This is a genomic window from Mesorhizobium sp. M7A.F.Ca.CA.004.04.2.1 (assembly GCF_004022825.1).
Taxonomy (GTDB): domain Bacteria; phylum Pseudomonadota; class Alphaproteobacteria; order Rhizobiales; family Rhizobiaceae; genus Mesorhizobium.
The window spans coordinates 1-9165 of record NZ_RZPH01000133.1 but is presented as its reverse complement, the minus strand read 5'-3'; the positions used below and the strand labels follow the sequence as shown (position 1 = coordinate 9165).

The following is a 9165-nucleotide window of genomic DNA, read 5'->3' as shown; positions in this document are numbered from 1 at the left end:
ACGTCGTATAGCCCATCAGCGGATCGATCTTCTTGCGCGTCTCGGGATCGAATTCCAGCACCCAGTGGCCGGTCTTGGCCTTGCCGGACTGCATCGCGGTTTTGGCTGGGCTGAAAATGCGCGCGGACATGGCCACCTCGTTCTTGTGCAAGGCAGCATCGCCACCCTTCGCCCGTCATTACTGCGCAATGCGCACGGCGGCAAGGTTTTTGCTCTCGCAGGTTTTTGCACTTGCCATGCACCACCGAAATGAATAGGCAACAGACCGTTCGGAGTGTAGCGCAGCCTGGTAGCGCATCTGGTTTGGGACCAGAGGGTCGGGAGTTCGAATCTCTCCACTCCGACCATCCCCTCACAGCCCAATGCCCGGCGCAGCCATATGGTCACTTGCTCCGGCTCCGGTCGTGGATTCGTGGCCGGTTCGGCAACAGGGGGTTCAGATGCTTGGAATGGATGCCTGGGTGTCGCTTTTCGGACCGGCCTACTTTGCCTATGCCGGCATCACCGTTCCGTTCATGGTGACGTGGGCAATTGCCTGCGCCGCGCTGGCGATGTGGAACAACCGTGAAAGCCGCAGACAGGCGAGGCAGGCCCCAGGCGCCGTCGTCTCCCGCTCCTGGCGTGTCAGTATCGGAATGTTTGTGCTGGTCGCCGCCGGCTATATCGCCGCTCACTCTGCCGTCTACCTCGCGGTCCGTCATTTCGCCGTAATGTGGCTCTGAGACTGACCTCTCAGCTAAATCTCGAATTCGCCCTGCCCTTCATCCATGGCGTTGACGGTTTCGGCTGCCAGCGCCCTGGTGATCGGCGTCTTGCGTTCGAGCGCGGTCCGGTCGAGCCGCTCCACCACGCGCATCGCTGTCGCCAGCGAGCGCTCGATACGGCGGACCAGATACTGCACGACATGCGGTTCGACTTCGATCTGACGGTCGGCGAAGAGTTTTGTGATGACGCCGGCGAGCAGGAGATCGTCGGGCTCATGAATTTCGACTGTCGCCGCCGCTTTCAGCCGTGAGGCGAGATCAGGCAGCGTGACGCGCCAGGCGGACGGGAAGCGGCGCGCCGTCAGGAGCAGCGTCGACCCGGCACCACGCACCGTATTGATCAGATGGAACAGGCCCTGTTCATCGACCGCGCCGGTATCGACATCGTCGATCAGCGCCGGCCGCGCGCCGAGATTGGCAATGCTGTCGCCGATGCGCCTGGCGTCGACCGCCACCGCATTGACACGCGCGCGCCAGATCGAGGCCAGATGCGTCTTGCCCGAACCCGCGGGACCGGCCAGCACCACCACCGGCGATGGCCAGTCCGGCCAGCGGTCGACCAGCGCCACGGCCTGGTTGTTGGTGCCGGAGACGACGAGTTCGTCGCGCGAATAGCCGGTGCCATGGCCGAGATCGAGCGGCAACTGGCGTGGCGGGTCGGTTGGCTGGGCGGTCACTTCAGCGACGCGGTTGCGTGCGGTGGCCGCCGCCGCGATCGGCCGGGAGCTGCGGCACAGGTGCCGCGCCGCGGCCCTTGTAGAGCGGCGATTCGAGATAGCGGGCAATGGCGAACCGCACCAGCACGGCGACGGCCGCAGAAGCCGGCACCGCGATCAACAAGCCGACGAAGCCGAACAGCGCACCGAAGGCAAACAGCGAAAACATCAGCCATACCGGGTGCAGGCCGACGCTCTTGCCGACCAGCCGCGGCTGCAGGATGTTGCCCTCGATGAACTGGCCGATGAAGAACACGACCGCGACCGCGACGATCATCGTCCAGTCCGGCCAGAACTGGACGAAGGCGACGCCGACGGCCAGCACCAGCCCGGTCAGCGAGCCGACATAGGGGATGAAGGAAATCAGCCCGGCGAACAGGCCGATGAGGATGCCGAAATTCAGTCCGGTCAGCGTCAGCCCGGTGGCATACATGGCGCCCAGCACCAGGCACAGCGTGCCCTGGCCGCGCACGAAGCCGGCTGTTGCGGTGTTGATGTCACGAGCGATGGCGCGCACGGTCTGGACGTTGTCGCGCGGCACCCAACCGTCGATGACCGCCACCATGCGGTCCCAGTCGAGCAGCATGTAGAAGGCGACCACCGGCGTCACCACGAACAGGCTGACCACCGAGACCAGCGCCATGCCGGAACTCCACAGTGAGGTGAAGACGGTGGTGACCAGGCCGAAGCCCGAGGTCAGCAGCGAATTCAACCCGTCGCGCAAGCTGTTGGCGTTGACGCCGAACTTCTGTTCCAGCCATTTCGGATCGAACGAGGTGATCAGGCTTTGCAGCCGGGTCAGATATTCCGGCAATTTGCCGGCGAAATCGGCCATCTGCGTGGCCAGAACCGGAATGAGGATGACGAAGGCCAGCACCAGCACGATGAGGAAGGTGATGAGGATGACCACCGTCGCCATGAAACGGGACAGGCCGAGCCGCTGCAGCCGGTCGGCAACGGGATCGAGGAAATAGGCCAGCACCATGCCGGCGACGAAGGGCAGCAGGATGGCGCTGAAAACATAGAGGAAAAGCGCCAGCAGCGCGGCACCGGCCAGCCAGAAGAAGATCTGCCGGCGAAAGGTCGCGGACGCGGCGATGTCGGCGGCCGCGGCCTCGATCGCTGCCGCTTCTGTCTCAGATGTCCGGAGTGGAGCCTTCGCCATAGCCGCTCATGTGCCTCAGCCAAGTGACGAGATAGGCTGCGGCCGAAGCCACGGTCAAGACCCCGGACAGCAATATGAGGGCTGACCTCAGCGGGTCGAAGTGAACGGCAAGGGCAAGTTCTCCCAGCACAAGCGCGGCCAGCACGATCTGGATCGCGGTGTTGGCCTTCGACACGAACAACGGTTTCATCTCGACCGGATGGGTCATGACGGCGGACAACACCACCGCGCAGACGATCAACGCGTCGCGCGACACCATGATGACGACAAGCCACAGCGGCAATTGCCCGATGAAGCTCATGACCACGAACACCGAAACCAGCAGCAGCTTGTCGGCCACCGGGTCGAGATACGCGCCGAGCGTGGACTGCTGGTTGAAACGGCGGGCGATGAACCCGTCGACGCCGTCGGAAATGCCGGCGACGAGGAACCCGGCAAAAGCCCAGTCCCAGCGCGCCTGCAGCATCGCCAGCACCACCGCCGGCACCAGGATAAGGCGCAGGATGGTGATCAGGTTTGGGATGGTCAAATGCTTGGCACCTCCTCTTGGTCGGAGATAGATGATGAAGATAGCGGGTGGCAACAAGGGAGAAGCTGCCGATCTCCCGCACGGGAGAGCGGCTTTCAGCTTGGCTTTCGCCAATCACGAGCGCCTATACGCGTGCCCTGTCCACGGTTTTATGGGCCGAAATGGCCGTTATCCTTGCGGACAGAAACCGTTCATGCGAAGAGCCCGCGACAAGGAAAATTGTTGAACGGGCACCAGAAATGAGCAAGCGCGACGTGAACAAGCGCAAGAACGGGCTCACCTATGCCGAGGCCGGTGTCGATATCGACGCGGGCAATCTCATGGTCGAGAAGATCAAGCCGCTGGTGCGCGCGACGCGCCGGCCGGGCGCCGACGGCGAGATCGGCGGTTTCGGCGGCCTGTTCGACCTCAAGGCCGCGGGCTTTACCGACCCGGTGCTGGTGGCGGCCAATGACGGCGTCGGCACCAAGCTCAAGATCGCCATCGATGCCGGCAAGCACGACACGATTGGCATCGACCTCGTCGCCATGTGCGTCAACGACATCGTCGTGCAAGGTGCCGAACCGCTGTTCTTCCTCGACTATTTCGCCACCGGCAAGCTCGATCCCGACCAGGGTGCCGCAATCGTCGGCGGCATTGCCGAGGGCTGCCGCCAGGCCGGCTGCGCGCTGATCGGCGGCGAGACGGCCGAGATGCCCGGCATGTATCACGGCAATGATTACGACCTGGCCGGCTTTGCGGTGGGCGCCGCCGAACGCGGCCAACTGCTGCCCACCGACGATATTGTCGAAGGCGACGTGCTGCTGGGCCTGGCTTCCTCTGGCTTGCACTCGAACGGATATTCGCTGGTGCGCCGCATCGTCGCCGTCAGCGGTCTGTCGTGGAGCGATCCGGCGCCGTTCAACGACGAGGCCACTCTGGCCGAGGCGCTGCTCGAGCCGACCCGCATCTACGTCAAGTCGATTCTCAAGGCGATCCGCAACACGCATGGTATCAAGGCGCTCGCCCACATCACCGGCGGCGGCTTCCCGGAAAACATCCCGCGCGTGCTGCCCAAGGATTTTTCGGCCGAACTCGATCTCGAGGCGATCGACGTTCCTGCGGTGTTTTCGTGGCTGGCCAAGACTGGCGGCGTGGCGCCGGAAGAGATGATGCGCACCTTCAATTGCGGCATCGGCATGATCTTGGCGGTCGCGTCCGGCCAGGCAGCACAGGTCGCCGCCGTGCTGCAGGAGGCCGGCGAGACGGTGACGCCGATCGGCCGCATCGTGCCGCGCCGCGACGCCGGCGTTATCTATCGGGGCTCGATCGGCCTATGAACGCGCAGAGGAAACGCACCGTCGTCCTGATCTCGGGGCGCGGCTCCAACATGACCGCGCTGATTGCCGCGGCCAGCGACCCGGCGTTCCCGGCCGAGATCGTCGGTGTCATTTCCGACAAGGCGGACGCCGCCGGGCTCGGCATCGCCAGAGCGCGCGGCATCGCCACGCAGATCGTCTCGCGTGCCGACCATGGCAGCAAGCAGGCGCATGACGCGGCAATAGACGCGGCGCTCGCGGCCTTCAACGCCGAGATCGTGGCGCTGGCCGGCTATATGCGCATCCTCACCCCCGGCTTCGTCCAGAGATGGCAGGGCCGCATGATCAACATCCACCCTGCCCTGCTGCCGGCGTTCAAGGGGCTCGACACCCATGTGCGCGCACTGGCCGCCGGCATCCGCATCCATGGCTGCACCGTGCACTTCGTCACCTCCGAGATGGATGACGGTCCGATCATCGCACAGGCGGCCGTGCCGGTGATGGTCGGCGACACCGCCGATACTTTGGCAGCCCGCGTGCTGAAGGCCGAGCACCGGCTCTATCCGCTGGCATTGGGACTGGTTGCCGAAGGCAAGGCGCGCATGGAGGCCGGCCGCACCGTGCTTGCCCACTTTGCCGACGATGCCGACAACGGCACTTCGGTGGTGATGGCCCCCGACCCGCTGCGCGAGGAAACCGACCTCGAGCATCTGGCGCGCATCACGCCGTGAGGCGAGAGCGTGACGATGAAACAGCTTCTCCTGCTTCGTCACGCCAAATCCAGCTGGGACGACCCTGGCCTTGATGATTTCGATCGGCCTTTGGCCGAACGCGGAGTGAAGGCGGCGCGCTCGATCGGGCGCGAGCTTGCGGCGCGCGGCTGGCTGCCGGACCTGGCGCTGGTGTCGCCGGCGCTGCGCACCCGCGACACCTGGCGGCTGGTGGCGGCCGAGTGGCCCATGGAGGCGCCTGTCGAATTTGTCGAAGCGCTCTACGAAGCGACGGCGGCGGACATTCTCGCCGAGCTGAGCAAGGTAAAGGCCGCAACCAACACCATTCTGTTGCTGGGCCACAATCCCGGCCTGGAAGAATTCGCACGGCGCCTTGCCGGTTCCCAATCGGATGGCTCCGCTCGGAACCGGCTTGAGGAAAAATTCCCGACCGCGGCGCTGGCCCGTTTCACCGTTGACACCGACTGGACGGATCTCGCCTTCGGCGGAGCGCGGCTGACGCATTGCCTCAGGCCGAAGGATCTCCGCTAAGACCTGTCCCGCACGGCTTCGTCCCATGCAAAACGACGCGTCGGGCACGTTGCCGATCGCATGTTCCAGCGAAGCCGCCCTGGTTGGGAACCAGACCGCATATAGCGAGTTTTTCCATATGGGCCGCCGATAATCGAGCAAACCGGTCCGCACGTGCGCCATCCCGCTGACTGAACTCGCGAGCCGGAAATGACCGGATCTCCCCTGCGCAAAACCGCCTGGCGGTCTCACGAACTGCAAAGTCATGAGGCCATTCGTGTCGTCGGCAGCCGCGAGCACAATCTCAAGAACGTCAGCATCGACATTCCAAAAAAGCTCATCACCGTTTTCACCGGCGTCTCGGGTTCGGGAAAGTCCTCGCTGGTATTCGATACAATCGCGGCGGAATCGCAGCGCCAACTCAATGAGACCTTCAGTTCCTTCGCCCGCCATCGCCTGCCGCACTATGGACAGCCAGACGTGGATTTGATCGAGAATCTGGCGGTGGCGATCGTTGTTGATCAGAAGCGCCTAGGCGGCAATGCCCGCTCGACCGTCGGCACAGCCACCGACATCCAAGCCCTGTTGCGGCTGTTGTTTTCCAGGGTCGGCGAACCATTTGTCGGCCTGTCCAGCGTCTTTTCCTTCAACCATCCGGACGGCATGTGCCCGCGCTGTGAGGGGATCGGCGCCATCACCACGGTTGATGTCGACGCACTGCTCGACCGCTCGAAATCACTCAACGATGGCGCTATCCGCTTCCCGCTTCTCGCTGTCGGCAGCGCGCGCTGGAAGCGCTATGTGCTGTCGGGTTATTTCGACAACGACAAGAAACTCGAAGACTACAGTCCCGAGGAATGGGAGCTTTTGCTGAATGCCGAGCCACACAAGCCGCCGCATCCGGCCAAAGGCTGGTGGGCGAGTTCGATGTATGAGGGGCTGATCCCGCGCTTTCACCGCAGCTTTCTGCACAACCGGTCGAGTTCAGACCGGAACGAGGCGCTGGAGAGCGTGGTGACCAGCGGGCTATGCCCGGATTGCCATGGGGCGCGGTTGCGGCCGGAAGTCCTGGCATGCAAGATCAACGGCAACAGCATAGCCGACCTTGCCGCCATGCCGGCCAGCGATCTTGTGCCCATTGTCGCGGAAATTTCAACGACCGCGGCTGTGCCGATCGTCGCGGCGCTCTGCGCCCGACTTGACCACATGACTGGCATCGGGCTCGGCTATATCAGCTACGAGAGATCCGCGACAAGGGCAACACTGTGCTGGTGGTCGAGCACGATCCTCAGATCATCGCCATCGCCGACCATGTCATCGATATGGGTCCGGGCGCGGGCGAGAGTGGTGGGCGCGTCGTCTTCGAGGGCAAGGTGGCCGATCTCGAACGATCCGACACTTTAACCGGCCGCTTCATGAAGGCCCGACCGCACCCGAAAGCGGTGCTGCGCCCCCCGACAGGCTGGTTGAAGCTGCGCAACGCCAACCTCCACAACCTCAAGAACGTCAGCGTCGACATTCCACAAGGGGTGCTCACTGCGGTCGTCGGCGTTGCCGGTTCGGGCAAGAGTTCACTGATCAACGGCGTGTTCTCGCGTCGCTACCCCGACGCCGTATGCATCGACCAGGGTGCGCTGGGCGGCTCCATACGCTCGAACACGGCGACCTATACAGGGGTCCTCGACCCAATCCGAAAACTATTCGCCGAAGCCAATAGCGTCGGTGCCTCTTTGTTCAGTTCCAACTCGGCCGGGGCCTGTCCGGGGTGCAAAGGGCTCGGTGTCACCCGCATGGATATGGCCTTCATGGACACCATCGTCAGCGCTTGCGAGGTCTGCCACGGCCGACGGTTCACCGACGCGGTGCTCGCTTACAAGCTTCGCGGCAAGAACATCGACGACGTGCTGAGCATGAGCGTTTCAGACGCCCAGCGCTTCTTCCACGAGCCGGACATCCGCCCGGCACTCGACCGTGTGGCCGAGGTCGGCCTTGACTACATGACGCTTGGCCAACCCCTGAGCAGTCTCTCTGGCGGCGAACGCCAGCGCATCAAGCTGGCAACGGAGTTGCAGAATATCGGACGCATCTTCATCCTCGACGAGCCGACAACAGGGTTGCACATGTCGGATGTGGCAAGGCTGGTCAGGTTGATGGGGCGGCTGGCCGACAGCGGCAACACGTTGCTGGTGATCGAGCACAATCTCGACGTCATCACACAAGCCGACTGGATTATCGAGATGGGTCCGGGCGCCGGGCAGAATGGCGGCAGCGTTATCTTCAAGGGCAATCCGATCGAGATGATCAACTCGGAAACGTCTCAGACGGCGCCCTGGATCAGGGCGGGTGCATCACTCGAAACCTGAATTATGGATGTGGAGCACTTTTCCGGCGCCGCCCGGCGAGCTTTAGCCGACTGCTCGTCATTTCGAAATATTTTCCCAACGCATAAAACAAGAGCGGCGGGCAAAGCCCACCGCTCTTTGTGGTCGCAGACTTCAGAAAATCAACGACCCCAGATGCCCTGGCCCGACTGAGCCGGCACCTTGGCATTGGCATCACCCTGCGTCTTTACGGACTTCGGGATCGAGCCGGTGTGTGTGGTGTCGATGTTGGACACGGACTGGTTCGCAACCGGCTGGTTGGCATTGTAAGAGCCATAGTTGTCGCTGCCGGCAAAAGCGGTGCCCGTGGCGACGAGGATGGCGGCGGCGGTAAGAGCGATCTTGGTCATTTTAGTTACTCCAGTATTTCTTTGTTCTGTCCGTCTGGTGGCGTGCCCTTGGGAGGAATTTCGCGTCGCTCGGACCACCCCGAGATGGGTTTGCCCTGCCGCGGATTCCAATCACGAAGATGTTCCTCCGCAGCTTGAATCCGGGCCTTGAAATTTGGCACAGGCCCCCGGCGGTCATAATTTTATTGTTCGAAATCAAATCTTTAGTGAGATTCTTCTCCCACTATCCGAGGCCGACAACCAGGCCAGCGTTCACCATCTGCTATACAGTCCGTCAACAGAAATCGAACCGAACGGTTCGGTTTGAAGAGACCTGACCCCTCCAGCGTTCTTTTTTCGGTGCGGAGGTGGACGAGATATGGGTGCGTACGTCCAACCGGGACGACAAACCGGCCGCTATAGGCCGGTCATGCCCAGCACGTCGCGCATGTCATATTCGCCTGGCGGGCGTCCCTCGAGCCAGAGCGCGGCGGCGATGGCGCCGCGTGCGAACATGACGCGGTCGCCGGCTGCATGCGACAAGGTCAAGGTCTCGCCCTCGGCGCAGAAGCTGACGCTGTGTTCGCCGATGATGCTGCCGCCACGCAGCACCGCAAAGCCAATCTCGCCGGTCGGCCGCGCGCCGATGACGCCGTCGCGTGCAAGCCTTGCGACCGTGTCCAGGTCGATGCCGCGTCCGCCGGCTACGGCATGCCCCAGCATCAACGCCGTCCCCGATGGC

12 protein-coding genes and 1 tRNA gene are annotated in these 9165 nt (G+C 63.3%); 7 read left to right on the top strand and 6 right to left on the bottom strand.

All coding sequences use genetic code 11. The features are described from left to right. The coding region (locus tag EN893_RS08835) for an NADH dehydrogenase ubiquinone Fe-S protein 4 (protein WP_164900769.1) at window positions 1–130 on the bottom strand (130 nt) is incomplete at its 3' end. 140 nt (window positions 131–270) lie between these two features. Between EN893_RS08835 and EN893_RS08830 the strand changes: the two genes are divergently transcribed. Then, window positions 271–347, top strand: a tRNA-Pro gene (locus tag EN893_RS08830). A gap of 93 nt (window positions 348–440) precedes the next feature. Further along, window positions 441–722, top strand: a complete 282-nt coding sequence (locus tag EN893_RS08825) for a hypothetical protein (protein WP_127270077.1) — start codon at window positions 441–443, stop codon at window positions 720–722. Between the two features lie 14 nt (window positions 723–736). Here EN893_RS08825 and hdaA read toward each other — a convergent pair whose 3' ends face one another. Genes hdaA through EN893_RS08810 form a run of 3 tightly spaced genes read right to left on the bottom strand, consistent with a single transcriptional unit; the run spans window position 737 to window position 3174 of the window. Next, window positions 737–1441, bottom strand: coding sequence for a DnaA regulatory inactivator HdaA (gene hdaA / locus EN893_RS08820; RefSeq protein WP_127270782.1), 705 nt, complete (start codon window positions 1439–1441; stop codon window positions 737–739). Between the two features lies 1 nt (window position 1442). Beyond that, window positions 1443–2645: an AI-2E family transporter gene (locus EN893_RS08815; protein ID WP_127270784.1), complete on the bottom strand. Its 1203-nt coding sequence runs from the start codon at window positions 2643–2645 to the stop codon at window positions 1443–1445. Continuing rightward, a complete protein-coding gene (locus EN893_RS08810; protein WP_127270787.1) occupies window positions 2617–3174 on the bottom strand; it encodes a CDP-alcohol phosphatidyltransferase family protein in 558 nt (185 codons plus the stop codon). Before EN893_RS08810 ends, EN893_RS08815 begins: the two co-directional genes overlap by 29 nt. 239 nt (window positions 3175–3413) lie before the next feature. Between EN893_RS08810 and purM the strand changes: the two genes are divergently transcribed. From purM to EN893_RS39110, 5 genes are all read left to right on the top strand, one after another. Further along, window positions 3414–4493 carry a phosphoribosylformylglycinamidine cyclo-ligase gene (gene purM, locus EN893_RS08805; RefSeq protein ID WP_027037916.1) on the top strand — a complete coding sequence of 360 codons (1080 nt, stop codon included), beginning with the start codon at window positions 3414–3416 and terminating at the stop codon, window positions 4491–4493. Then, window positions 4490–5203 carry a phosphoribosylglycinamide formyltransferase gene (gene purN, locus EN893_RS08800; protein WP_127270790.1) on the top strand — a complete coding sequence of 238 codons (714 nt, stop codon included), beginning with the start codon at window positions 4490–4492 and terminating at the stop codon, window positions 5201–5203. Before purM ends, purN begins: the two co-directional genes overlap by 4 nt. Window positions 5204–5218: 15 nt before the next feature. After that, window positions 5219–5734 (top strand): histidine phosphatase family protein, encoded by a 516-nt coding sequence (locus tag EN893_RS08795; protein ID WP_127270733.1) that lies wholly within the window; start codon window positions 5219–5221, stop codon window positions 5732–5734. A 189-nt stretch (window positions 5735–5923) separates the two neighbouring features. Beyond that, entirely contained in the window at window positions 5924–7117 is a 1194-nt protein-coding gene (locus tag EN893_RS39115; RefSeq protein ID WP_236383102.1) for a hypothetical protein, read from the top strand. Further along, a complete protein-coding gene (locus EN893_RS39110; protein ID WP_306251738.1) occupies window positions 7036–8076 on the top strand; it encodes an ATP-binding cassette domain-containing protein in 1041 nt (346 codons plus the stop codon). The genes EN893_RS39115 and EN893_RS39110 overlap by 82 nt, the downstream gene beginning before the upstream one ends. 140 nt (window positions 8077–8216) lie before the next feature. On the opposite strand, the gene EN893_RS08785 is transcribed toward EN893_RS39110, so the two are convergent. Further along, window positions 8217–8444, bottom strand: a complete 228-nt coding sequence (locus EN893_RS08785; protein WP_127270735.1) for a DUF680 domain-containing protein — start codon at window positions 8442–8444, stop codon at window positions 8217–8219. Window positions 8445–8840: 396 nt separating this feature from the next. Beyond that, window positions 8841–9165 (bottom strand): dihydrodipicolinate reductase C-terminal domain-containing protein (locus tag EN893_RS08780; RefSeq protein ID WP_281062474.1); only part of this gene is annotated, 325 nt, incomplete at its 5' end.